This window comes from Altererythrobacter sp. C41, assembly GCF_016803135.1.
GTDB lineage: Bacteria > Pseudomonadota > Alphaproteobacteria > Sphingomonadales > Sphingomonadaceae > Pelagerythrobacter.
Map to the genome: position 1 here is coordinate 560796 of NZ_JAEVFE010000002.1, position 24123 is coordinate 584918.

General features: G+C 66.4%; 22 protein-coding genes and 1 tRNA gene. 14 read left to right on the forward strand and 9 right to left on the reverse strand.

Going from position 1 to position 24123, the window contains the following annotated elements:
• Positions 1–36: 36 nt before the first annotated feature.
• Positions 37–753, forward strand: a complete 717-nt coding sequence (locus JNO53_RS06610) for an SDR family NAD(P)-dependent oxidoreductase (protein WP_203108875.1) — start codon at positions 37–39, stop codon at positions 751–753.
• Positions 754–780: 27 nt separating this feature from the next.
• Here JNO53_RS06610 and JNO53_RS06615 read toward each other — a convergent pair whose 3' ends face one another.
• Positions 781–1536, reverse strand: coding sequence for an SDR family NAD(P)-dependent oxidoreductase (locus JNO53_RS06615; protein ID WP_203108877.1), 756 nt, complete (start codon positions 1534–1536; stop codon positions 781–783).
• A gap of 188 nt (positions 1537–1724) precedes the next feature.
• Between JNO53_RS06615 and JNO53_RS06620 the strand changes: the two genes are divergently transcribed.
• The 7 genes from JNO53_RS06620 to JNO53_RS06650 all read left to right on the forward strand — a co-directional run bounded on the left by JNO53_RS06620 (position 1725) and on the right by JNO53_RS06650 (position 7785).
• Positions 1725–1798, forward strand: a tRNA-Gly gene (locus JNO53_RS06620).
• Between the two features lie 159 nt (positions 1799–1957).
• Positions 1958–2227, forward strand: coding sequence for a hypothetical protein (locus tag JNO53_RS06625; protein WP_203108879.1), 270 nt, complete (start codon positions 1958–1960; stop codon positions 2225–2227).
• Positions 2224–2664, forward strand: coding sequence for a periplasmic heavy metal sensor (locus JNO53_RS06630; protein WP_203108881.1), 441 nt, complete (start codon positions 2224–2226; stop codon positions 2662–2664). The genes JNO53_RS06625 and JNO53_RS06630 overlap by 4 nt, the downstream gene beginning before the upstream one ends.
• Entirely contained in the window at positions 2661–3230 is a 570-nt protein-coding gene (locus tag JNO53_RS06635; protein ID WP_203108883.1) for a sigma-70 family RNA polymerase sigma factor, read from the forward strand. Before JNO53_RS06630 ends, JNO53_RS06635 begins: the two co-directional genes overlap by 4 nt.
• Positions 3231–3650: 420 nt before the next feature.
• Positions 3651–6350, forward strand: a complete 2700-nt coding sequence (locus JNO53_RS06640) for a TonB-dependent receptor domain-containing protein (RefSeq protein WP_203108885.1) — start codon at positions 3651–3653, stop codon at positions 6348–6350.
• 8 nt (positions 6351–6358) lie between these two features.
• Positions 6359–7066 (forward strand): PepSY domain-containing protein, encoded by a 708-nt coding sequence (locus JNO53_RS06645; RefSeq protein WP_203108887.1) that lies wholly within the window; start codon positions 6359–6361, stop codon positions 7064–7066.
• Positions 7063–7785 carry a PepSY domain-containing protein gene (locus tag JNO53_RS06650; RefSeq protein ID WP_203108889.1) on the forward strand — a complete coding sequence of 241 codons (723 nt, stop codon included), beginning with the start codon at positions 7063–7065 and terminating at the stop codon, positions 7783–7785. Before JNO53_RS06645 ends, JNO53_RS06650 begins: the two co-directional genes overlap by 4 nt.
• Before the next feature lie 19 nt (positions 7786–7804).
• On the opposite strand, the gene hutC is transcribed toward JNO53_RS06650, so the two are convergent.
• Positions 7805–8563: a histidine utilization repressor gene (gene hutC, locus JNO53_RS06655; RefSeq protein WP_203108891.1), complete on the reverse strand. Its 759-nt coding sequence runs from the start codon at positions 8561–8563 to the stop codon at positions 7805–7807.
• 280 nt (positions 8564–8843) lie between these two features.
• On the opposite strand from hutC, the gene JNO53_RS06660 reads away from it, so the two are divergent.
• From JNO53_RS06660 to JNO53_RS06670, 3 genes are all read left to right on the forward strand, one after another.
• Complete coding sequence (locus JNO53_RS06660; RefSeq protein ID WP_203108893.1) at positions 8844–9125, forward strand: hypothetical protein; 282 nt, start codon at positions 8844–8846, stop codon at positions 9123–9125.
• An 88-nt stretch (positions 9126–9213) separates the two neighbouring features.
• Positions 9214–10962, forward strand: a complete 1749-nt coding sequence (locus JNO53_RS06665) for a copper resistance system multicopper oxidase (RefSeq protein WP_203108895.1) — start codon at positions 9214–9216, stop codon at positions 10960–10962.
• Entirely contained in the window at positions 10959–12101 is a 1143-nt protein-coding gene (locus tag JNO53_RS06670; protein WP_338015313.1) for a copper resistance protein B, read from the forward strand. The genes JNO53_RS06665 and JNO53_RS06670 overlap by 4 nt, the downstream gene beginning before the upstream one ends.
• A 12-nt stretch (positions 12102–12113) precedes the next feature.
• On the opposite strand, the gene JNO53_RS06675 is transcribed toward JNO53_RS06670, so the two are convergent.
• The 7 genes from JNO53_RS06675 to JNO53_RS06705 form a co-directional block, all read right to left on the reverse strand.
• On the reverse strand, positions 12114–13520 hold the full coding sequence (locus JNO53_RS06675) for an efflux transporter outer membrane subunit (RefSeq protein ID WP_443111161.1): 1407 nt from the start codon (positions 13518–13520) through the stop codon (positions 12114–12116).
• Positions 13521–13525: 5 nt separating this feature from the next.
• Positions 13526–14632: an ABC transporter permease gene (locus JNO53_RS06680; protein ID WP_203108899.1), complete on the reverse strand. Its 1107-nt coding sequence runs from the start codon at positions 14630–14632 to the stop codon at positions 13526–13528.
• Positions 14632–15753, reverse strand: coding sequence for an ABC transporter permease (locus JNO53_RS06685; RefSeq protein ID WP_203108901.1), 1122 nt, complete (start codon positions 15751–15753; stop codon positions 14632–14634). Before JNO53_RS06685 ends, JNO53_RS06680 begins: the two co-directional genes overlap by 1 nt.
• Positions 15750–17477: an ATP-binding cassette domain-containing protein gene (locus tag JNO53_RS06690; protein ID WP_203108903.1), complete on the reverse strand. Its 1728-nt coding sequence runs from the start codon at positions 17475–17477 to the stop codon at positions 15750–15752. Before JNO53_RS06690 ends, JNO53_RS06685 begins: the two co-directional genes overlap by 4 nt.
• Positions 17478–17481: 4 nt before the next feature.
• The gene (locus tag JNO53_RS06695; RefSeq protein WP_203108905.1) at positions 17482–18486 is read right to left on the reverse strand and encodes an HlyD family efflux transporter periplasmic adaptor subunit; all 1005 of its coding nucleotides are present in this window, start codon (positions 18484–18486) and stop codon (positions 17482–17484) included.
• Positions 18483–19103 carry a CerR family C-terminal domain-containing protein gene (locus tag JNO53_RS06700; RefSeq protein ID WP_203108907.1) on the reverse strand — a complete coding sequence of 207 codons (621 nt, stop codon included), beginning with the start codon at positions 19101–19103 and terminating at the stop codon, positions 18483–18485. Before JNO53_RS06700 ends, JNO53_RS06695 begins: the two co-directional genes overlap by 4 nt.
• A gap of 79 nt (positions 19104–19182) precedes the next feature.
• Entirely contained in the window at positions 19183–20028 is an 846-nt protein-coding gene (locus tag JNO53_RS06705; RefSeq protein ID WP_203108909.1) for a helix-turn-helix transcriptional regulator, read from the reverse strand.
• A 75-nt stretch (positions 20029–20103) separates the two neighbouring features.
• On the opposite strand from JNO53_RS06705, the gene JNO53_RS06710 reads away from it, so the two are divergent.
• Genes JNO53_RS06710 through JNO53_RS06720 form a run of 3 tightly spaced genes read left to right on the forward strand, consistent with a single transcriptional unit; the run spans position 20104 to position 24115 of the window.
• Positions 20104–21636: an MFS transporter gene (locus JNO53_RS06710; RefSeq protein WP_203108911.1), complete on the forward strand. Its 1533-nt coding sequence runs from the start codon at positions 20104–20106 to the stop codon at positions 21634–21636.
• A 23-nt stretch (positions 21637–21659) separates the two neighbouring features.
• The gene (locus JNO53_RS06715) at positions 21660–22574 is read left to right on the forward strand and encodes a phytanoyl-CoA dioxygenase family protein (protein WP_203108913.1); all 915 of its coding nucleotides are present in this window, start codon (positions 21660–21662) and stop codon (positions 22572–22574) included.
• Positions 22571–24115 carry an alpha-amylase family glycosyl hydrolase gene (locus tag JNO53_RS06720; RefSeq protein ID WP_203108915.1) on the forward strand — a complete coding sequence of 515 codons (1545 nt, stop codon included), beginning with the start codon at positions 22571–22573 and terminating at the stop codon, positions 24113–24115. The genes JNO53_RS06715 and JNO53_RS06720 overlap by 4 nt, the downstream gene beginning before the upstream one ends.
• Positions 24116–24123: the final 8 nt, after the last annotated feature.

A 24123-nucleotide genomic window follows, 5' to 3' on the forward strand; every position in this document is an offset into this window, starting at 1 on the left:
CAGACGCCGGTACCCGACATGCTCCCGGCGATAATTGTGACCGGTGCCGCCTCCGGCATCGGCCTGGAGGCGGCGATCGCATTGGGCGAGCAGGGGCGTACCGTCGCATTGTGCGATATCGACGAGCCCATGCTCGCCGTTGCGGCGGCGCAGGTTCGCGCCGTGGGAGGCGAGCCGATAGCCCTTCCGACCGATCTGAGAGACGAACGTGCCATAATCGAGCTCGTGCGGACCGCCGGGGCCCGCCATCGTCTGGGCGGTATCGTGCACAGTGCGGGCCTGTTTCCTCAGTTGAGCTTCGCCGAAAGCGAACTGACAGATCTTGATCAGGTGATGGCGGTGAACTTCCGGGCTGCCTTCGCGCTGGCCAAGGCTGGCGTGGAGGCCATGGGCGGCGCCGGCGGTGCACTCGTCTTCCTGACCTCGGGTGCAGGCCTGCTCGAAATGGCCTCGGATCCGTTCCAGCAGCGTTTCTCGCTCTACGGTGCATCGAAAGCTGCGCTCGATCGCTGGGCGCTCGGTATCGCACGCGAGCTGATCGCGGCCCATGTCGCGGTTTCGACGGTCACACCAGGTGCGTTCGTCCGCACGTCGGGCACCTCGCGCGTCGACCTGGAGAAGATGCCGGATCCGAAGGAGATCGATGCGAGTGCCATAGGCAAGGCCGTGGCGTGGCTGGCCTCCGAACCCCGGATGCATCTTGCCGGACACCGGCTTAATGCTGCCGAGTACGGCCATACCTGGGGCGGGTGACGCCGATGCACTCTGGCCTGAGTGGCTTTATCGCATCAGCAGACCGCCATCGACCGGCAGTACGATTCCCGTGACATAGGCTGCCTCATCGCTCGCCAGATAGACCGCGGCATGGGCGACATCCTCCGGCTGCCCCGCGCGGCCCAGCGGGACGAGACGGGCTGCGGTTGCGATCGGATCGCTGGCCGCAGCGTCCACGCCTTCCATGCGGTCGAAGATGGGTGTCGCGATTACGCCCGGGGCGATCGCGTTTACGCGCACATTATCGCCGGCGGCAGCACTCGCCTGAGCCGCGGATCGTGCCAGGGCGATAACGCCGGCCTTGCTCGCGGCGTAGGGCGCGAAGACCGCCGAACCGCGGATTCCCGTAACCGACGCGATCAGCGTGAGCGATCCTCCCCCGCTTGCGCGAAGCAGGGGCAGCATGTGCTTGACCGCGAGAAAGGCACCATCGAGATTCACGGCCTGCTGACGTCGCCAGTTCTCGAGCGGCAAAGTCGTCAGGTCACCGCCCACACCAATTCCGGCTGAGTGGACGAGCGCGTCCAGACCGCCGAACCTTCGGGAGACCTCCGCCGCGGCGGCGGCCCAGTCATGTTCCTCAGCCACGTCCAGCGGCATGGTTGCCGCCATGCCTGCCTCGTCGGCCACCGCGGCCAACGCCGAACCATCGATATCGCTGCCGATCACACGCGCTCCGTGCGAAACCATGACCTGCGCGCAGGCAAGGCCGATACCACTTGCGGCTCCGGTGATGAGCACGCGTTTGTTCTCAAGTCGCATGTTTTCTCCCGTCGGGTGTTCTCTCACAGCGATTATTCGCGATGTCCATGGAGGTCGGATAAAGCGGGGAGGAGGGCAGATGGGAACGCGGACGGAAAAGTCTGTGTTGACGGCCGCCGGGTTGCCATGGCAATCGCGCGAGCGCGTCGCCGCAAGACCAGCCGCGCGATCACGCTAAAGTGCCGAGTGCGGGTGTAGCTCAATGGTAGAGCAGCAGCTTCCCAAGCTGACGACGAGGGTTCGATTCCCTTCACCCGCTCCAGCAGGACTCCCCGGAAATGCCAGAGCGTTCTTTCGGGCGCCCGTCGAGGGCTTCAATAACATCATCGAAGCATAGCGGCCGTGCGATCTCCGATGTACGTATTGTTGAGGGGACCGGCCAGCCGGTGCGTATGATCAGGGAGGCAGGAAAGAAGGTGCGATGGAAGAACGAGTTCGTATCCTGAACACTGCCGAGCTGCCCGCGCAACTCGACACGATCGACCAGCCGATCCTGGATCGGCTTGCGGCGCGCCGGCAAGAGGCGGCTCTCACGCGGCGGCTGGTACTGGTGGCGGCGTTCGCCTCGCTCGGCGGCGGGATTCTGGCGAGCACGGCCATGCCGGAACCCGCCATCGCAGCCAGTTCGTTCAGCCCGCTGGTGCCGGACGGCCCGCTGGCATGTTGTGCATCGGCGGATTCGCGCGGATGACGTCCCTTCAACGCGTACTGGTCATCGGACTCGTTGCCTTCGTGTCGGCGGTGGCCGGCGTGTTCATCGGCCAGCTGATCGTCGACGAGCCGCGGGCGAGCGAAACCGAGCTTCACGCGCAGTTGCACGAACGGCTCGATCTGACGGCCGAGCAACAGGCGCGGCTCGAGCAAGTCGAAGCCGACTTTGCGGCGCGTCACCAGGCCCTCGAACAGGAAATGCGTGCGGCCAACGTGCTGCTTGCGAAGGCAATACAGGCCGAGCATGGCTATGGCCCCGAAGTCACCCTGGCGATCGACCATTCGCACCAGGTCATGGGCTCGCTGCAGAAGGAAACGCTGCAGCACCTCTTCGCCATGCGCGAGGTGCTCGGCCCCGAGCAGGCGGAAGTGTTCGACAGCATCGTGGTCAAGGCGCTGACCGCCGATGCGCGGTGAACCGCACCCTCGACCAGCTTAGCGATGGGGAACTTGCTGCGCGGGCGAAATCCCACGATCAGCTCGCCTATCGGGAGTTTCTCCGCCGCTACAAGGCGCCCGTCTTCCGGCTGATCCGCAGCACCGTCGGCAGCGAGACGGAAGCGCTCGATCTGACGCAGGAAACCTTCGTCGCGGCATTCCAGGCGATCGGTCGTTACGATGGGGTGCGACCGTTCCGCGTGTGGATTGCGCGGATCGCGCTCAACAAATGCCGCGACTGGGCGCGCCGCCGCAAGGTTCGCGCCTTCTTCGCCTCGGCCTTGCCGCTCGAAAGTGCGAACCACGTCGCAAGCGACACGCCTGCACCGGACCGGAGCGTGATCGAGGCGGACGAACTGTCGCGCGTCCGGACGGCGATCGCGGCGTTGCCCGTAAAGCTGCGCGAAGCGATCGTGTTGTGCGGCGTGGAGGAAATGTCGCAGCAGGAAGCCGCAAACGTGCTCGGCGTTACGGTGAAGACGGTCGAGACACGGCTATACCGCGCCCGCCAGCGGTTACGCGCAGTACTGGGTGGGAGCGAGTGAGACCCATCTCGGCTCACGTCAGGGCGGATGCGGCCGCTTTGAATCAAGCCTAACGCGAGCCGGAAATCGTCCCGAGGCCTCCGTCTGTTCGGGCGCGTGAGCGCCTCCCGATTAGCGCGCTCCGCATGGCAAGGCCCCAGATGCCTGCGGCCGGGCTTCGACGAGATACTTCCCAGTTCTTCGGACATAATATTTGGTGCGACGCCGGTCCGGCAAGCGCTGCCAGCCGGCCGCGCCGGGATGCGAGAAAAAATATTTCATCTCGGATGAGGGGGCTGCTCATTCGGTGCGTATCTCCAATGCCGATAGTATCAGCATTCAATCCATCTAAAACAATGTAATTAAACGAAATTTTCTGTTGACCTGTATATACAACTCGTGTTGTTTTGCGGGCCGACCGAGGAATCAGGAGGGGCTTGCGTGACCATGAGGACTTATTTGCTCGCAGGTGCGGCCGTGACGGCAGCCATTGCGCCCCCGGCGCTCGCCCAGGCCCAGCCGGAAAGCGAGTCCACCGCCGAAGACGCGGCCGCCGCCGAAATCGTAGTGACCGGGTCGCGTATCCGCAGGCAGGATCTGGCTGGCGTCGGTCCTGCCACGGTGGTTTCCGCGGAGCAGATCGAGAACACCGGCATCGTCAATATCGAAACCGTGCTCCAGCGTCTGCCGGCCAACGCAGGCTTCGCAGGCAACCAAACGGCGGCCTACTGGGCGGATAACGGCTGGGGTACGGCGCAAGTCAATCTGCGCGGACTGGGCATCAAGCGTACGCTGGTGCTGCTCAACGGGCGGCGACTGGTGGCGGGCGGTACCGGCGCCAATTCCTCGCCCGATCTCAACATGATCCCTGTCGCCGCTCTTCAGAGAACCGATGTCCTCAAGGACGGTGCGTCGGCCATCTATGGCGCCGATGCCATGGCCGGTGTCGTAAACCTGGTCACGCGCACCGACTACGAAGGCCTCGGGCTCAGCGCGCGCATGGGCATCAACGAGGAAGGCGACGGCTCGGATTTCACGGCCGACCTCATCTGGGGCATTCGCGGCGATCGCGGTGGCTTCATGGCGGCGGTGACCTACCAGAAGACCGATCCGGTCAACATGGCGAGCCGTGCGCCGTGCTCGCTGGCCGAAACTGTGCCCGGGCAACTCAGCTGCATCAACAGCTCCTCCACCATCGGCGGCCGGGCCGTTCTGCCTGACGGGAGCCAGATCAATTTCAACCAGGATCCGGGCGGCGACGGCGACTTCTTCGAGCCGTATGATCCGGCAAAACACAATATCAACTTCAACCGCTTCCTCAATGCGGTCAGCCCGGTCGAGCGTGTCAGCACCGCTTTCTTTGCCGATTATGATGTGACCGACGACGTCCAGGCATTCGGCGAGTTTCTCTACACGCTCCGCAAGTCGAACCAGATCGCCACCCCGGGCACGTTGCGCAATCTCGAGATTGCGGCAGGTCATCCGACCAATCCGACGGGGCAGGACATTGTCCTCGTCCGGCGCAATGTCGCCGAAGCCGGCCCGCGCCAGTTCTTTCAGGAAACCGACACCTGGCAGGGGACGCTAGGCCTGCGGGGCACGCTGGCGAACGACTGGGCATGGGAAATCGCCGGAAGCTTCGGGCGCAACACCGCGATCGACGGTGCTACCAATATCGCCAATCTCGAGCGGGTCGCGGCATCGCTCGACACCGCCGAATGCAGCGCGGCGCCGGGCGCGGCGATCCCGTGCGGTGATTACCTGGGGTATGGCGACCTGACGCCCGAGACGCTCGACTATATCCTGTTCACCATGCGCGACCACGGCGGTAACCAACTCGCCACCGCGACTGCCGACCTCACCGGAGACCTGTTCGATCTGCCAGCGGGGCCGGTCGCGTTCGCTGCGGGTGCGGTCTACCGCAAGGAGAAGGGCTGGCGGGATCCCGACCCGCTGACGGTCCTCGGCGTCGCGAACACCAACCAGCAGGACCCGATCTCGGGATCGAGCACGGCCAAGGAGGGCTATCTCGAACTGTCGGTGCCGCTGCTTGCCGGCCAACCTTTCTTTCAGTCGCTGACGGTCGATGGTGCGGCCCGCTATTCCGACTACGATCTGTTCGGCAGCGACTGGAACTACAAAGTCGCGCTCGACTGGGTGATAAGCGACAGCTTCCGCCTGCGGGGTACGTACGGCACGGGCTTCCGCGTGCCTAACGTGCCCGAGTTGTTCGGCGGCGTTTCCGAAGGCAACCTGACGACCACCGATCCATGTTCGAATTATTCGAGCAGCGGCAATGCGACACTCATCGCCAATTGCCAGGCATCGGGGGTGCCGGCCGGCTACGTCCAGCTCGGCTCCACCATCCTGACCACCGTTGGCGGGAACGAAGACCTGCAGCCGGAGAGCTCCACCAGCTGGACGATCGGTACGGTCGTCTCTCCGCGCGGGCTGGTCGACGGCCTTTCACTGACGGCGGACTGGTTCGATATCCGGATCAAGGATGCGATCCGAGCCATTCCGGGTTCGACCAAGCTCGCCGTCTGTTATGCCAGCAGCGGCCTGTCGCACCCGTTCTGCGATGACTTTACCCGCAGCACCCTGACGGGCGAGGTTACCTATCTGTCGGCGCAGCCGATCAATACCGGGCGCGAGGACATGAGCGGCCTCGACCTGGGCCTGGTCTACGCCCGGACCATCAGCGACATCGCCGTGTCGCTCGACGTCAACGTGACCTGGCTCAACGAGTATACCATCTATCCATTCCCGGGCGGCGCGCCGATCGTGTTCGATGGTCACATCGGCGGGGGCAACGGGGGCTTCCCCAAGTGGCGGGGCTATGGTGTGCTGACGCTGGAGAAGGATGGTGTCGCCGCTACATGGTCAAGTCAGTGGATCGGCAAGGCGACCGACTTCAATGCCGCGCCGGGCGATATCGGCTATCGCACGCCGAACGTATTCTATCATAATCTGCAGCTGGCATTCGAGGTCAACGAGAAGATGCGGTTCCAGCTGGGTGTCGACAATCTGTTCGATCGCAAGGCGCCCTTCATCCAGAGCTACACCGATGCGAACACGGATACGATGACTTACGACCTTCTGGGACGGCGGTTCTATGCCGGTGTCCGGACGACGTTCTGAGGGGACGCATGAAAGTCCGCTGGCCCCTCGTCGTACGGCGAACCCACAAGTGGCTCGCGCTGCTGGTCGGCGTCCAGGTCGTGATCTGGACGATGACCGGCTTTTACATGGTGGCTGTCCATATCAGTATCATCCACGGCGACCATCTGGTCCGCGCGCCGAAGGTCGCAGCGTTCGACCTGGATGATGTCGTGCCCGTTTCCCGCGTCCTCGCGGCCGCGCCCGGCACCTCGGAGGTGCGTCTGCAACGATTGTTCGGCGAGCCGGTGTGGCGCGCGCAGACAGCGGAAGGGCCGCGCCTGTTCGACGCTCGCACAGGCCGCCCGTTACCGCCCCTCGATGAGACGCAAATTCGCGCGCAGGCGCAGCGCATCTTCACCGGCGAGGCGCCCATCGTTTCGGCCCGTCTGCTCACCGAAATCCCCCCCGAGATAAAGGCCTACGAGCCGCCGCTGTGGCAAGTCGAGTTTGACGGCTGGAATCGCCCCACGCTCTATCTCTCGCCGACGACCGGAGAGTTGATGTCGCGCCGGCATCAGCTGTGGCGGATCTTCGATTTCGCATGGATGCTTCACATCATGGATTACGACGAGCGTACCGACGTCAATAATCCGCTGCTCCGCGTCGCGACCTGGACTGCGCTCGCCATGATCGCGACGGGTGCCTGGCTCCTGATCTGGGCATTCCCCCGGCGTCGCAGGAAGAAGAAAGCATGAAGCGCATCCGATTTTCGCCGCTGCTGTTCCGGCGCATTCACAAATGGATGGGCCTGATCCTGGGCATCCAGTTCGTCATCTGGGCGCTGAGCGGGTCGGTCATGGCTCTGCTGGATATGGAGAAGGTTGGTGGGCACTCGCCGAGTGCGGCCGATACTCCGGCGCTCGACGCAACCGGCTATGCCGCTGTCGCATCGCTCGCGAGTGGTGCCGACGTTACCGGCGTCACGTTGCGCAGCCTGGGTTCGCAGCCGATCTACGAACTGCATACCCCCGCGGGCGTGCGCTTGTTCGACGCGGCGACCGGTGCGCCCCTTGCCATCGACGCGGCTGCCGCGCGGCGCATCGCCGCACAAGCCAACGATGCGCCAGTCACCCGGGCACGGCTGCTGCCCGGGCCCAACCTCGAATCGCGCGACTTCGCCGGTCCCGTGTGGCGGATCGATTTCGCAGACGAGGAGAACAACAGCGCCTACGTTTCGGCGGAAACGGGGCGGTTCCTCATCATGCGCGGGGATACCTGGCGTACGTGGGACTTCTTCTGGATGCTCCACAACATGGACTATCTCAACCGGACGAGCTTCAACCACCCGCTCATCGTCTTCGTGGCGTTCGGGACGTTGTGGATTTCGGGAACCGGGTTCTACCTGCTGTTCAAGAGCTTCAGCCGGGCAGATTTCCGATGGCTGAGGCGCCGGCGCCGAGGCGCGAGGTCCTGATCCGGGGGTCTCTACGATCTCAGCAATGATCGTCGATCGCGAACGCGGCTGACAGCTCGAACCTGTTGCCGGGATGTGTCAGCCAGGCATGCGAAACGAGCCGGCCGCGGCTCCAGGTCCGCCGCGTCATTCGCAGCGCCGGCTCGCCTTCCGCGAGGGCGAGCAGCGCGCGCGTGCGCTCGTCCGGCATCATCGCCGAAACTCGGTGCTCGACACGTTCGAGCGGGGCGATCCGTGTCAGGTATTCGTTGGGCGTCGTTTGGGTGAAATCGCACTGGCCATAGTCGGGTGCGATCGAAGCGAGAACAAAGCGTTCCTCGAGCTGGATCGGCATGTCATCCTCGTAATGCACGATCACCGAATGGAAAAGCCGCGTGCCGAGTGCGACCTGGAGCAACGCGGCCGTTTCGGCGTCGGCGCGCTCCTCGTCGTTACCGACGACACGCGCGCGCCAGACATGGCCGCGTTCGCGCACCTCGTCGGCGATATTGCGGATTTCGATGAGCTGCCCGATCGGCGCGGGCTCGGCGATAAACGATCCCTTGCCGGCGTGGCGGACGATGATTCCTGCCGCCTGAAGCTCGCGGAGTGCGCGGTTGGCGGTCATTCGCGAGACGTTGAACTGCGCGACGAGCTCGGATTCCGATGGAATCCGATCGCCCGCCTTCAGATCACCCTTCTTCACCGCATCGCTGATGCTGCGCTTTATGACCTTATAGTGCGGGATCGCTTGCTTCGGCGCGTCGTCGTCGGGTGCATCGTGACGCTGCAATTTCATGAATCGTTTGATCTTTCCGCGCCGCCTGCACCCCACAGCGATCAGTTGACTATACAACCTCGAGGCAAACGTCGGCAATGGTCTTGCGGAAAATTCCTGCCGGCGCGGCAGTCCGGCATTCGCTGCGCCGATGCGGTACGAGTTGCCGATACCGCCGCCGCTCTTGATCGCCCCAAAAGCGGCTTGCGGCAAATCACGTTTGAGGGGGAAACGCCGCCCCCGCGTATGATTGGAAGGATATGAGTTCTTTCCACTTTTTTCCGGAGAATTACGAATGAGGATGATGCTTGCCGCGATCGCGATGACGGTCGCTTCTCCCGCACTTGCGCAGAACGCGGCTCCGGCCGATGCACACGCGCAGCATGGCACGGCCGCTCACGCACAGCACACCGGGCACGCGGGCCACCACATGGGCGGTTGCTGCGAAAAGGACGCAAAGGGCAAGATGGCCTGCTGCGAGAAGATGAAGGCCAACGGTAAGGAAATGACCTGCTGCGAAAAGCCGGCCGCTCAGGCACCGGCCGCCGATCCGCACGCTGGCCACGACATGAGCAAGCACTGAGTGTGTTCGGACCGGGAGGCGGACGGCCCTTCTCCCGGTTCGTTCGCCACACACGTTGAGGCTCCATAGGAGCCAGGGATCACGACCTATGAACCAGATCATCGACCGGAGATCGCTGCTGCGCGCAGGGGCAGTGGGGGGCGCCGGGTTGGCCTGCTCGAGCCTGTTTCCGGCCTGGGCGCAGACCGGCTCGCCAGGGCTTATACCGCAGATGCCGACCCTCTCCGGCGAGGACATCCGCCTGACGATTGGCCACAGCCCCTTCGCCGTGGGAGGGCGCACCGGTCACGCGATCACCGTGAACGGCGTGCTGCCGGCTCCGCTCATCCGGCTGCGCGAAGGGCAGAACGTCCGCATCCATGTCGAGAACACGCTCGATGAGGATACGTCGATCCACTGGCATGGCCTCATTCTGCCGTTTCACATGGACGGGGTGCCGGGCATCAGCTTCCCCGGGATCCTTCCCAAGACGACGTTCACTTACGAGTTTCCGATCGTCCAGAACGGCACCTACTGGTACCACAGCCATTCGGGATTGCAGGAGCAGAGCGGTCACTACGGGCCGCTCGTGATCGATCCCGCGGATGCCGATCCGGTCGCTTACGATCGCGAGCATGTGATCGTCCTGTCCGACTGGACGTTCCTGCATCCGCACGCCCTGTTCGGTAAGCTCAAGCAGCAGGGCGGCTATTTCAATCGCCAGCGGCAGACGTTCGGCGGGCTGATCGGCGGCGAGGAGGATCTCGCGCGCACGATGCCGCTCGAGGAACGAGTGATGTGGGGCGAGATGCGGATGGACCCCGCCGACATCGCGGACGTCACCGGCACCACCTACACCTTCCTCGTCAACGGTCATGGCCCTCGGGAGAACTGGACCGGCCTGTTCCGCCCCGGCGAACGGGTGCGGCTGCGGTTCATCAACGCATCGGCGATGACGATCTTCAACGTCCGCATTCCCGGACTGCCGATGACCGTGGTCGCGGCGGACGGTCAGAATGCCCGGCCGGTGGAGACCGACGAGTTCCAGATTTCGGTCGCCGAGACTTACGACGTGGTCGTTACGCCGACGGAGGACCGGGCGTTCACGCTGGTCGCGGAATCGATCGACCGCTCGGGCATGGGACGTGCGACGCTGGCGCCGCGCATGGGCATGCAGGCCCCGGTTCCGCCGCTCCGCCGCAAGCCGGTACTGGGCATGAAGGACATGGGCATGGGCGGAATGGACCATGGGGCGATGCCCGGCATGGACCACGGTTCGACCTCGATGAGCCACGGCATGCGCGACAAGTCGCTCGTACCGGACGATGTCGAGGTCGGCGTCGGCGTCGACATGATCGCGCCGATGCCGGTCGATCGTACGGGCGACCGGCCGCTGGGCCTCGAAGACGAGCCCCACCGCGTGCTCACCTATCACGATCTCGCACCGCTGACGCCTTTCCACGACAAGCGTCAGCCGACCCGCAGCGTCGACATCCATCTGACCGGCAACATGGAACGCTTCATGTGGTCGTTCGACGGCAAGAAGCTCAACGAAGGCGCCGAGCCGATCCGCTTCGCGCGCGACGAACGCGTCCGGGTCAACCTCATCAACAACAGCATGATGAGCCACCCGATCCACATTCACGGCCACTTTTTCGAGCTGGTGACCGGGATGCCGCACGGTCACCCGATCAAGCATACGGTGAACGTCATGCCGGGCGGCAAGGCGAGCTTCGATCTCACCGCAGACGCGCCCGGGGACTGGGCGTTCCACTGCCACCTCCTCTACCACATGCACGCGGGCATGATGAACGTGGTCAAGGTCCGGCCGATGGACGACGAAGGAGAGGCGGCGTGACCCGTTCGCGTCTTCTCGTGGCCGCTTCCCTGTTCGCGTTGACGAACCCTGCGGCAGCCCAGGAGGCGGGGCACGGGGCCCGGCATGCTCCGCCGCCGGCGCCCGCCGCCGCACCGGACAGCAGTTGCACCCCCGAGCATGCCGCCATGGGCCATTGCACGCTGCAAAGCACGCCGAGCGCCGATCCGCATGCCGGCCATGCCGAACCGGAAAACCAAGCTACGAGCAACGACCCGGGCTGCACGCCGGAGCACGCGGCGATGGGTCATTGCACGATGCCCCCGGCCGCCCCGACGCCTGACCCGCATGCCGGGCACGGAACACCCGGGCAACCGGCCGATCCCCACGCGGGTCATGCGATGCCGGGGATGGAGGCAACGGATGCGCCGCCTGTCGCGCCGCCGCCGCCTGAGGCGTTCTCCGGCCCGGAACACGCCGCCGCGACGATCTTCGATCCCGAGCTGTTCGAGCGAAAACGTCAGGCAAGACTGATCGCGGAGCATGGCGACTATGTCACCGGGATGTTTCTTGCCGACCAGCTCGAATACCGCGCCCGCGACGGGAGCGACGGATACGCGTGGGATGTCCAGGCCTGGTACGGCGGCGACTACGACAAGCTCTGGCTCAAGAGCGAAGGCGAAGGCGCGTTCGGCGAGAGCCCGGAGCAGGTCGAGGTGCAGGCGCTCTACAGCCGCGCGATCGATCCCTGGTTCAATCTCCAGGCGGGCATCCGTCACGACTTCCGGCCCGATCCGGAGCGAACCCACCTGGTGCTCGGCATCCAGGGTCTCGCCCCCTACTGGTTCGAAGTCGGCGGCTCGGTGTTCCTCTCGGACAAAGGCGAACTGGCCGCGCGTTTCGAGGCCGAGTACGACCAGCGCATCACGCAGAAGCTCGTCCTGCAACCGTCGGTGGAACTCGAGGTTTCCGCGCAGGACGTGCCGGAGCTCGGCGTCGGTTCCGGTCTTTCGGCGGCGGAGGCAGGTCTGCGCCTGCGCTACGAATTCGTGCCCGAGTTCGCACCCTACGTCGGCGTTCAATACGAACGGGCATTCGGCGACACCGCGGATTTCCGGCGCGCGGACGGAGAAGACGCGGGCGGCTGGAGCGTGCTTTTGGGTATCCGAAGCTGGTTCTAGCCGATCGGCACGTCAGTCGACGGGCGGATCCCGCCACCCGCCGCCGAGCGCCTTGAACAATGCCACCGCGGCCTGCGCACGCTCGCGCCGGGCATCGGTGGCAGCCCGTGCCTGGTTGAGCATCGCGCGGCGGCTTTGCGCCAGCATGAGGCGGTCCGTCTCGCCCGATGCCGCGCGCAGCCTTGCAAGCACCAGTGCGCTCTCCTGACGTTCCAGTGCGGCGGCCTGGGCGTTTGCCGCCGCCTGCGCAGTGGCGAAGCGATTGAGCGCCGTTTCGCTATCGGCGAGGGCGGTCAGTACCGCCTTCTCGTAAACCGCCGCGGCAGCTTCCGCCCGGGCATCGGTCGCGCGGATCCGGGCGCGGATCGTGCCGCCCGCGAAGATCGGCCAGGACACGCTGGGGCCCACCTGCAGCCGGGTCGCCCCGCCGGTAAAGAGGTCATCCACGCTCCGCGCCTGCTGACCGATGCTGCCGAGCAGGGAGAAGCGGGGGAACAGGTCTGCGGTCGCGATGCCGATGTCGGCGGTGGCGGCCGCGAGGCGGCGTTCGGCCGCGCGGACATCCGGCCGCCGGGTCAGCAGGTCCGAGCGAATGCCGGCGGCGATGACATCCGGACCTGGGGGCAGGGGGGCAGGCTGGGAAAGCAGCGGCGCCATGTCCTCCGGCCGGGCGCCGACGAGCACCGCGATGCGGTAGGCGGCTGCCGTCGCCTGCGCACGGGCGTTCCCGACCGCTGCCTGGCTCGCCTGCGCCGCCGCGGCCGCGCGGTCGAGCGCGTCGCGCGGGTCTTCGCCCGCCCCGACCCGCAGACGGGTCAGCCGTTCGGCCTCGGCGTCGGTCTCCGCGAGAGTCTGCAGCGTCGCAGCATCCGCCTGGGCGGCGCGCAGATCCAGATAGTTGCGCGCGACTTCGGCGGCGAGCGTCAGCATGACCTCGCGCCGCCCGGCGAGCGCAGCGTCCGCGCGGGCCTCTGCCGCCTCGACCTCGCGCGTGCGGCGGCCCCACAGGTCGATTTCCCAGCTTGCGTCGAAGCCGAGGTCGAACAGCGGGAAATCGCGCTCGAAGCCCGGGATCTGGCCGACCGGCAACTGACCTTCCTCGCTCAGGACGTTCTCGGTGGCCGAGCCGGTGGCGTTGACGGCGGGCAAGCGCCCGCCTGCCGCCGCGTCGCGGTTGGCGCGCGCTTCGGCGAGGCGCGCGGTTGCTTCGGAGAGGTCCGGGCCGCCAGCGAAGGCCCGCTCGATCAGCGTGGTGAGCTGCGGATCGCCGAACCGGCGCCACCATTCCAGATCGACTTCACCGGGAACGCCGCCCTCGACCCATTCGGGGGCGACTGCGGTCTGCGGCGGCGCGTAATCGGGGCCGACGGTGCAACCGGCGAGGAGAAGCGCGGCGAGAGGGAGAATACGAGCGGTCACGAGCATCACTCCATGCGGGCGCGGAACAGCCAGGCCGAGGCGGCCAGAGTCGCGCAGGCGATCACGACGAGCGGCCAGAGCTGTTCGAGCACCTGCGCAGCAGGCATCGCCTTGAGGAACAGGCCCTGGACGAGGATCAGGAAATAGCGCGCCGGGTCGGCGTAGGTGACGGTCTGGAGCCAGCCCGGCATGTTGTCGATCGGCGCCGCGTAGCCCGAGAGCAGGATCAGCGGCACGGTCGCGAGGAAGGAGCCGAGGAACGCCTGCTGCTGGGTCGCGGAGGCGGCCGACACCAGCATGCCGACGCCGATCAGCGCGAGCAGATAGACCGCCAGCGCGAGGAAGAAGAGCAGGTATGAGCCGGTGAATGGCACGCCGAACACCAGCGGCGCGATGATCAGATAGAGCGACCCGTTGAACATGCCGACCAGGAACGGCGGCACCATCTTGCCGATCAGAATCTCGTGAACGCGCAAGGGCGAGACCATGAGCTGGTCGAACGTTCCGAGCTCCCGTTCGCGCGCCACGCTCTGCGAGGTGATGGCGATACCCGCCACCGCGACGATGATCGCGACCAGGGAGGGGAGGGTGAACCAGATGTAGTCGAGGCCGGGATTGTACCAGTTGGTGACGACGGAGCCGGCCGTGCCCGCCTCCGCCACTCGGCGCGGCAGCAATTCGGCCCCGTAGCCGCCGGCGATGGCGCTGAGATAGCCCGACACGATCTGTGCCGCGTTCGAACGCCGCCCGTCCAGCACCACGCCGACCGTGGCCGGCTCGCCGCGCGTGACCCGGGCGTCAAAATCGGGGTCGAACACCAGCGCCGCGATCACCTCCTGCCCGTCGATCGCCTGCTCGAGCTCGTCGATGGAGGACAGGCGGCGGATATCCCGGAAGTTGGAGCTGCCCGCGACCCGCGTCATGAACTCCGCCGCATGGACCCCGCCGGAACGGTCAAGCACCCCCACATCGACGTTCTTCACGTCCAGGGTGGTCGCATAGGAGAAGATGAAGAGCTGCAACAGCGGCGGGACCACCAGCACGATGCGCGACTTCGGATCGCGCAGCAGCGCCCACATCTCCTTGACGATCATGGCGTACAGGCGGCGCATCAATCGAGGCTCCGCTTCGTCACCCGGAAGGAGAGGAAGAAGAACAGCGCCCCGAAGCCCAGCATCACCGCGATGTTGGGCAGGATCAGGCCCCACAGGTCGCCGGCCAGGAACACCGTCTGCAGGGGCGGGATCAGATAGCGCGCCGGCACCACGTAAGTCAGCGCCTGGATCGGCCAGGGCATCGAGGCGATCTCGTAGAGGAAGCCCGAAAGCAGGAACGTCGGCAGGAATGCGGTGAGCAGCGCGACCTGGCTGGCGACGAACTGGTTCTTGGTCGCTGCCGAGATGAACAGGCCGAGCCCCAGCGCAGGCATCAGGAACGCGGCCGCGATGGCGGCGAGCGCGAACGGCGATCCCCGGAACGGCACGCCGAACACGAACACTGCGATCAGCGTGCACAGCGTCATCGATCCGATGCCGAGCAGGAAGTAGGGCACGACTTTGCTGGCGATGAATTCCGCCATCCGCATCGGCGTCGCCATCATCGCTTCCATCGTCCCGCGTTCCCATTCGCGCGCGACGACGAGAGCGGTCAGCAAGGTGCCGATCATCGTCATGACGATGGCGATCGAGCCGGGAACGAGGAAATAGCGGCTCTGCAGGCCCGGATTGTACCAGTAGCGGGGCGACAGGGAGATCGGCGGCGCCGCCGCGCCCTGGCCCGTCTCCCCCGCCGTCCATGCCGCCCGCACGCCCTCGCCATAGGCGGCGGCGAAGTTGGCGGTGTTGGGCTGCGATCCGTCGGTGACGATCTGGATCGGCGGCGGCTTGCCCGCGACCATGCCTTCGCCGAAGCCCTGCGGAATGACGATGATGGCGCGCGCGGTCCCGTCGATCAGCGTATCGCGCACCTGGGCCACGCTGCGCGCCGGGATCACCTCGAAATAGTCCGAGTGGGCATAGGCGCTGGCCAGATCGAGCGCCTGCGCCGAACTGTCCTCCACCACCAGCGCGATCCGCGTGCGGGAGGAATCGAGCGACACCGCGTAGCCGAACAGGAACAGCAGGATCAGCGGCAGCAGGAAGGCGATCAGGAAAGTGGAGGGATCGCGCATGATCTGCGCGAATTCCTTGATCGACAGGGCGACCAGCCGGCGCCGGTCGAAGTTCGCGCTCATGCCGCCGCCTCCAGCTCGCGCGCCCGGTCGCTGTCCTCGATCAGGGCGATGAAGGCGTCCTCCATCGTCGGGTCCGCTGCGCCGGAAAGCTCCGCTGCCCTGGCCTTCAGCGCGTCGGGCGTGCCGCTGGCGATCTGCTCCGCGCGATAGATCAGCGTGACCTCGTCGCAGTATTCGGCCTCGTCCATGAAGTGCGTGGTGACGAGCACGGTCACGCCCTTTTCGACCAGACCGTTGATATGGGTCCAGAATTCGCGCCGCGTCACCGGGTCGACGCCCGAGGTCGGCTCGTCGAGGAACAGCACCGGCGGCTCGTGCAGCACCGCGCAGGCGAGCGCGAGGCGCTGCTTGAAGCCGAGGGGGAGCGTGCCGGCGTTGACGTTCATCCGCTCGCCGAGCTCGAAGATCTCGGCCATCGCCTCGATGGCGCGCGCGCCTTCCTGCCGGCCGAGGCCGTAGGCGCCGGCGAAGAAGTCGAGATTCTGCCGCACCGACAAGTCGCCGTAGAGCGAGAACTTCTGCGCCATATAGCCGAGTGATGCTCGCGCGTCGGCGGCCGCGCGGCGCAAGTCGTTTCCGGCCACGGCGCCGGTCCCCTCGCTGGGCGTCAGCAGGCCGCACAACATCTTGAAGGTGGTCGACTTGCCCGCGCCATTGGGACCGAGCAGACCGAAGATCTGCCCGCGCGGGATCGAGAAGTTCATGTCGCGCGCTGCGGTGAAGTCGCCGAAGCGGCGGGTCAGCCCGTGCGCCTCGATCATCGGCGCGTCGCTGGGCGGGATCTCGCGATAGCGTGCGGCGAGCGCGCTCGTGCCGCGCGGCCCGCCGCCCAGCCGTTCGATGAAGCCGTCCTCGAAGCGCGGGCCGGCCGGCTCGACCCGGGTGTTCGGCCCGGCGTCGAACATGGCGGCATCGGGAACCTCGCGGCCGTCGCGGATCAAAAGCCGCACGGAGCGTCCCTGGATGGTCCCGTCGATCACGTCCTCGCGGTCGAGCGCCTCGGTCAGGAACCGCCGCCGCCGGGCCTCGAACCCGCTCACCCGGATCACGCGGCCGGCGACCGGGCCGGTCAGGTCGCCCGGCGGCCCTTCGAACAGCAACTTGCCTTCGCTCAGCAGGTAGACGGTGTCGCACTTCTCGGCCTCGTCGAGATAGGCGGTCGACCACAGCACGCCGATGCCTTCGCCCGTAAGCTCGCCCACCATGGCCCAGAGCTCGCGGCGCGAGATCGGGTCCACCCCGACACCCGGCTCGTCGAGCAGGAGCAGCCTGGGCGTCTTCACCAGCGCGCAGGCAAGGCCGAGCTTCTGCTTCATGCCGCCCGAGAGCTTGCCGGCGAGGCGGGCCTGAAACCGCTTGAGGTCGGTGAAATCCAGCAGCCGCTCGAACACCGCTTGCCGCTCGCCGCGCGGCAGACCGCGCAGTTCGGCGTAGAGCGTCAGGTTCTCGGCGACCGTCAGATCCTCGTAGAGGCCGAAGCGCTGCGGCATGTAGCCGAGATCGTCGAGCGCGGCGCCGGGCGGCCCGCCGAGCACCGCGATCTCGCCCTCGTCGGCCTTCATCAGCCCGGCGAGGATGCGGATCAGTGTGGTCTTGCCCGCGCCGTCGGGGCCGAGCAGCCCCGTGATCCGGCCCGGCCCGACATCGATCGCCACGCCATCGAGCGCCGTCACGCCTTCGAAGCGCTTGGCCACCCCCTTCGCGCTGGCGACGGCGGCGCTCACCGGATCAGTCCTCCGCAGCGGGGGTGGTGGGGATGGTCACCGTCACCGGCTGGCCTTGTCGCAGCGCGTCGTCGGCGTCCTCGACATTGATGCGCAGGCGGTAGACGAGGTCGGTGCGCAGGTCCTCGGTCTCGACCGACTTGGGCGTGAACTCGCTGCGCGGCGAGACGTAGCCGATCGTGCCGCGATAGGCCTTCGGATTGCCGTCGGCCTTGATTGTCACGCGCATGCCCGGTCGCACCCGGCTGAGGTCCGGCTCGCCGACATAGGCGCGGACGCGCAAGGGCCGGTCGATCGACAGTGTGAGCACCGTCTCGCCCGGCTGGACGATCGCGCCGGGTTCGCGTGCGCGGGTGACGACGGTGCCGTCGACCGACGCGGTCAGGACCCCGTCCCCGCGGTCGACAGATGCGCTCTGGCGCGCCGCGCGGGCCGCGGCGACCTGGGCGCCAGCGGCGCGGATGTCCTCCGCGCGGGCGCCATCCTGTGCGAGCGAGAGCGCCTGGCGTGCCTCGGCCATCTGGGCCCGCGCCCGGTCGCGGGCGGCGACGGTCTGGGCCCACACGGCCGCGCTGATCGCGCCGGGCTCGACGAGCGGTTGGCGCCGCGCATAGTCGCGTTCGGCGTTGACGAGAGCGGCCTGCGCTGCGGCGAGCTGCGCGCGGGTCTGCGCGATTTCCTGCGGCCTGCTGCCGTTGGTCAGACGAGCCAGTTCGGCCTCGGCCCGGGCGACGTCGGCATCGGCGCGCGCGATCTGCGCATCGAGGCTCGCGGTGTCGAGCGCTGCGAGGCGCTGCCCGCGTTTGACCTTTGCCCCTTCCTCGACCGCGATGCTGTCGATCCGGCCGGGGACGCGGAAGGCCAGATCGACCTCGCGCACGTCGACGTTGCCGTAGAGCGTCAGCGTTTCGTCGCGGTCGCTTCCCAACAGGCCGAACCCGCGGGTTGCGACGGCGACGGCAACGAGGACGAGAAGCGCTGCAATGGCGATGAGGCGGCGGCGGTTCATATAGGTTCCTCCCGCAGGATGGCGAGCAGATTGCTGCGCAGACGGGCCCGCAGCAGGGCGGCGACCCCGTCATCGATCGTCTCCACGCCGATGACGCGGCAGACGGTGGCGCGGCCGGCGCGCAGGATCATCGTCTGGCCGAACATCACGATGGCAGTCGCGCGTGCCTCGCGTTCCGACAGATCGGGCCGGGCGAGGCGCAGCCACTCCACCACTTGTTCGGACATGCGGCGCATCACTCCGCCGTAGAGCCGCTCGAACGCCTCGGTCGGCTCCTGCTGTTCGCGCAAGATGAAACGGGCCCAGGGCGCCGATTCCGCACAGAGCATCATCAGGGCGAAGCTGTCGAAGAGGCCCAGCAGTGCGGCGATGGCGCCTTCGCGCGAACCGTCGGCCAGTTCGCGCATGCGTTCCACGGTGGGCGCCTGCATTTCCGCGATGCGCTGCGCGATATGGTCCGCGGCGGCCAGATAGAGTCCGTGCTTGCTGCCGAAGTGGTAGGTGATCGACGACATCGTGGTTCCGGCAGCCGCAGCGATCGCCCGGGTGCTCGCCCCTTCGAAGCCCTTGCGGCCGAACTGATCGATAGCGGCTTCGAGAATCGAGGGCATGGCCATGAGCCCTTTTCTAGTTCGTTCGAACGAACTAGAAAAGGGTGAACCAGCCCGGGAGATATTTTCAGGTTGCTTGAAGGAGCTACCGTGCCTGCGCTGCGCGGCGATACTGGCGCGGGGTCATGCCGAAGCGCTCGTGGAAACGGGCGCTGAAGTGCGAGGGGCTTGAGAAGCCCAGGCCGTAGGCGATCTCCGACAGCGATGCGCCCGAGGTGGCGATCCGGCGCGCGGCGAGATGAAGGCGGTAGACCCGCGCATAATCGGTGAAGTTCATCCCGAAGACCCGCTTGAAACGGCGGGAGAAATAGGCGGGTGACAGGTTGCACGAGGCGGCGGCGTTCTCGAGCGAGATCGCGGCGGAGGGATCCCGCCTGAGTTGCTCTACCGCGGGCAGTAGTCGCTCCACCTGCGCCGTGTCGCTGGTGGCGTCGCTTCCTGCAACCTCCGGAGCTGCGGCGATCTGGCAGAGCAAGAGCTCGACGATGCGCCCGATCAGCGGATCGAACGGGTCCGTGGCGGCCACGTCGATCAGCCAGTCGCCCAGAACGTCGATGCGGCGGCGCGCGGCAGCGTCCGGCATGGCGCAGAAGGGCCGGTTCAGCCGCGACAGCGACGGTTGGTGCGCGAGGCTCTCGACGATGTAGGGGTCGATCTGGATCAGCGCCCAGTCCTTCCGGCCCGGCGCCAGAGCGAAGTCGTGGTGGCGCATGGAAGGCGAGAAGGCCACCGCACCGTCGCTCAGCGGATGCCGCCGGCCATCGGCGATGAAGGCGCCCTCCACGCGGCCGAACAGCACCAGTTCGCTGACGTCGTGGAAATGGAGGAACTGCCCCGACGCGGGCGCATCGACCGCCGAGACGACGCGCTCGGCAATCACGCTCGCGCCGAGTGGCAGCTCGACCGGCTCGCAGATAGGGCGGAGAGTCATGAGGGCAACAGGGTGATAGTTTTTCCCGTTGTGTGCAAGGCCCTGCTGATGTTGACGTGATCCCGAGAGGATCAAATGCTCGACATCCAGCGCCGGCGGACGCCGTCATTCTATTTTCTGCTGACGCTTCCTGCCACCGCGATGGGCTTCGCCCTGTCGGTGCAGATCTCGGTGCTGAGCTGGATTCTCGCGACGCAATACGGCCTCGACATTCACGAGATCGGTCTCGTCTGGGCGGCGGGTCCGATGGCGGGCATCATCGGGCAGGTCGCCATCGGGCTGATCAGCGACCGGCTATGGATCTGGAACGGACGGCGGCGGTTCTTCATCATCGTCGGCGGGGTGCTGGCGGCGCTGATGATCCTGGCGCTTCCCGCGATGGGGCTGATTTCCACCGCGCTGGGGCTGGAGAGCGTGATGGGCGTGGCGATCGCCGTCGCGCTGGCGCTCGATCTCGCGGTCAACGTCGGCTTCAATCCGACGCGCTCGATCATTGCCGACGTGACCGAAGCCGGCGGCGAGCGCTCGCGCGGCTATAGCTGGATGCAGACGGTGTCGGGCAGTTTCAGTCTGCTCGCCTATGCGATCGGTGCTCTGCTCGGGAACATGGCGCTGATCTATTTCGCGGTGGGGCTCGTCCTGCTTTTCGCCGTCGTTCCCGCCCTGCTGATCGCGGAGCCGCGACCCGATGAGGCAACCGGCAGCCCGGCGGCGTCTGGCGACAAGGTGAGCTTTGCCGGCGTGATGCTGATGCTGTCGCCGCTTTGGGCGATCGCGATCTACGACGTCTACGCCATGGCCGTGCGTTTGGCGGGGACGACGCCTGCCGGTTACGGCGCGGAAATCGCCTGTGCGGCGGCGACGGCGCTGCTCATCGGACATGCGCTGCTGTCCCGGTCCGACGGGAGCACGGTGCCCGAGTTCCGCAAGGTCCTCGCCGCGCATTCGCTGAGCTGGATCGGCATCCAGTCGCTCTTCATCTATCTCGTGTCGTTCCTGCAGTACCGCATGCCTTCGCTCGATACGGATGGGCTGGGGCGGACGGCCGCGCTCGCCTTCCTTGCACTCAACGCCGTGGCGGCGCTGGCGCCTGCGCTGCTTCTCGCGCCGCTCGCCCGCAGGTACCGCCGTACGCACGTCCATGCCGGCGCACTGGCCTTGATGGCGGCGGCGTTCCTTGCGGCGTGGACGTTCGTGCGCGCCGAACCGCTGCTCTATGCGCTGATGGCCATCGCCGGCGTGGGCTGGGGCGCGATGGTGAGCATGCCCTTCGCGATCATGTCGGAGCGCGTCGACGGGCGCCGCATGGGCCTGTTCATGGGGCTGTTCAATCTGTCGGTCGTTCTGCCGCAGCTCGTCGCGAGCTTTGGCGTGGGCGCTTTCATGAGCCGGGTCGAGGACAAGGGAGCGCTATTCCTTGTTGGCGCGGTTGCGATCGGCCTCTCTGCGATCGCATGGCTGTTCCTTCGCCCGAGGCAGGCCGGGAACGAGGGAAGATCGACGCGGTTCGACAGCGGGGCGGCGCCGACCGGCGACATTCCCCTCTCCAGCCTCAAGGACAAATCCGCGATAGTTTATCCACCCAGCAGCAATAGTGTGACCGGCTGACGAGGCAAGACAGGCAGCTTATCATGACCGGCATGACAAGCGCCCCTTCCGCGGCGGCCCCGGCCGTCCTCTCGCCCGCCGAGCAGCTCGAGCAGAGCGGCTTCGTCCGTTTCACCGACGTGCTCGATCCCGTCACCATGGACACCTTGCTGCTGCGCGCCCACGCGACGCTGCTGCGCGAGAAGGAAGCGGCGCGCGAGGCGGTGAAGTCGAACGGTTCACTGATTCACTTGAGCGACAATCCTGAATATGCCGATGTTATCGGATCGCCGAAGATCGCCGAACTGCTCCGCGAAGTCGGCGCGACCGATCCGCGCTGGACCGGCGGCTTCCTTATTTCCAAGCCCGCCGGTGGCCCGCCGCTGTTCTGGCATCAGGACTGGTGGGGCTGGACCGAGCCGGAAAGCTACGATGTCCGCGCGCATCAGCTTTTCGTGATGATCTACCTGACCGATACGACGCCGGAGAACGGTTGCCTGCGCGTCATCCCCGGCACGCACCTGCGCGATCATCCGCTGCATCATCTGGAAGCGGCGCATTCCGAAGGCTTGCAGGGCTTCAAGAATCCGGACGCGGTCGATTACGCCGCGCATCCCGACGAGGTGGCGGTGCCGGTGAAGGCCGGCGACGTCCTGATCGGCGATTCCCGCCTCATCCACGGCGCCTATGCCAACCGCACGAACGACGAGCGGCCGCTGCTGACGCTCTGGTACATGCCGCACTGGAGCAGCATGTCACCCGGCATGCGCGCGCGGGGGATGGAGAACTACCTCCGCCGCGACGACATCCGCACGAGCGCCGCGCGGCCGCTCACCCCGCTCGACTGGACGCCGGTGTTGCGCCAGCGGGTCGAGGCGGTGCTGCCGACATACGAGGATTCCGAACCACCCGTGCCATGGCACCGCACGCCCGACACCAGCCGGTTGATCCCGGCATGAGCGGCCTGACACGCGCCTGGCCGCTCGCCGCCGCTGCCGCCCTGCTCGCGTCCTGCGCAAGCGTCCCCGCGCCTGCACCGCAAGCATCGGCTGCCCTCGCGCCGTCGGACGAGGCGTTCTACCACGTCTTCAACCGCAGCCTGCGCGACAGCGACGGCGACGGGCACGGCGACCTCCAGGGGATCATCGACAGCCTCGATTACCTGAAGGACCTTGGCGTCACGTCAATCCTGCTGACGCCACTCTATCCTTCGGCCTTCTATCACAACTATTTCGCGTCCGATTTCGAAGGCATCGATCCCGAATACGGCACGATGAAGGACTACCACCGCCTCGTGGCGGAGGTGCACAAGCGCGGCATGAAGATCTACCTGGATCAGGAGATCCAGTATGTCGCCTACGATCATCCCTGGTACACGCAGTCGCTCGGCAATCCGTCGTCGTCCTACAGCGATTTCCTCGTCTGGCACGGGCCGGGCAATACCAAGCCCGACGAAGGCCCGTTCGCGATCGTGGTGGCGAAGCACTGGCCGGATCTCGAGACCGGTATCACCACGCTCAACATGGAATCGCCCGAACTCAAGGCGTACTTCGACCGTTACTTCCTGAGCTGGGTCGATCCCAACGGCGACGGCGATTTCAGCGATGGCGTGGACGGTTTCCGGATCGACCACATGATGGACAACCTCGACGAGCGGGATATGCACACCAACCTGTTCGCCGAGTTCTGGCGGCCGCTGTTCGACAAGGTGCGGGCGGTCAATCCGCAAGTGACCTTCATCGCCGAACAGTCCGACTGGGGCTACGGCGACGATTTCCTGACCCGCGGCGACGCCGACTACGTGTTCGCCTTCCCGCTGCGCGAGGCGATCCGCAGTTTCGACAAGGCCAAGATCGTCGAGGCGATCCGCGGCACGGCCGATGCGACGCCCCAGGGCAAGCACCAGCTTATCTTCATCGAGAACCACGACATGAACCGGGTCGCGTCGGACGAGGGCATGACGCCCACACGCCTGCGCACAGCGGCGGCGCTCGGCGTCCTGCTGCAGGGCACGCCGCTGCTCTACTACGGCCAGGAACTCGGCATGCGCGGCGCGCAGGACATGAGCTTCGAGACCGACGAGAAGGATATCGGCATTCGCGAGGCCTTCGAATGGAAAGCCGAAGTCGAGGCTCCGATCCACGCCAACTGGTACCGCGATCCGGCCAAGAGCTATTGGACCGACAAGTACTCCAAGAGTCATGACGGCATCTCGGTCGAGGAGCAGGACGGCGATCCGGACTCGCTGCTCAACTTCTATCGCCGTCTGCTGGATCTGCGAGCAAAGCATCCGGCCTTGTCGCGCGGTTCGCTCGACGTTGTGGAAAGCGCACCGGAGCTGCTGGTGGTAGAGCGCAGGCTGGATGGCGAGCGGTTCCACCTCGTCGCCAATCTGTCGGATCGGACGGCCGACTACGAGGGGTCGGGACGGACGGATCTGCTCGGCGGGTCGGGACGGACGCTGACGCCCTACGGAGTCGCGCTCTTCAAGCTGAACTGACGTCCGGG